Below are 209 nucleotides of genomic sequence, written 5' to 3'. Positions count from 1 at the left end.
CAGCAAATTGCCCGCCGTATTCGTGAAATTGCTGTATACTGTGAATAATGGAGCTGGGATGTTCATGAAGCTCACATCAAAGAATTCAATCCAAATGCGATTATCTTAGCTCGTGGCCCTGAAAGTGTTATTGCTGAAGGATCTCCTCGAGCACCTGAATACGTATTTAATGCAGCCGTACCTGTATTAGGTATCTGTTACGGTATGCA

1 pseudogene is annotated in these 209 nt (G+C 43.1%); it reads left to right on the top strand.

The annotated features are described in order from the left end of the window. Nucleotides 1-209 (top strand): annotated as a pseudogene (locus V6256_RS16185) (glutamine amidotransferase-related protein); the annotation flags it as partial.

This window comes from Psychromonas aquatilis (genome assembly GCF_038155185.1).
GTDB lineage: Bacteria > Pseudomonadota > Gammaproteobacteria > Enterobacterales > Psychromonadaceae > Psychromonas > Psychromonas aquatilis.
The sequence above is the reverse complement of the archived record's forward strand: the minus strand, read 5'-3'. Positions and strand labels throughout refer to the sequence as shown.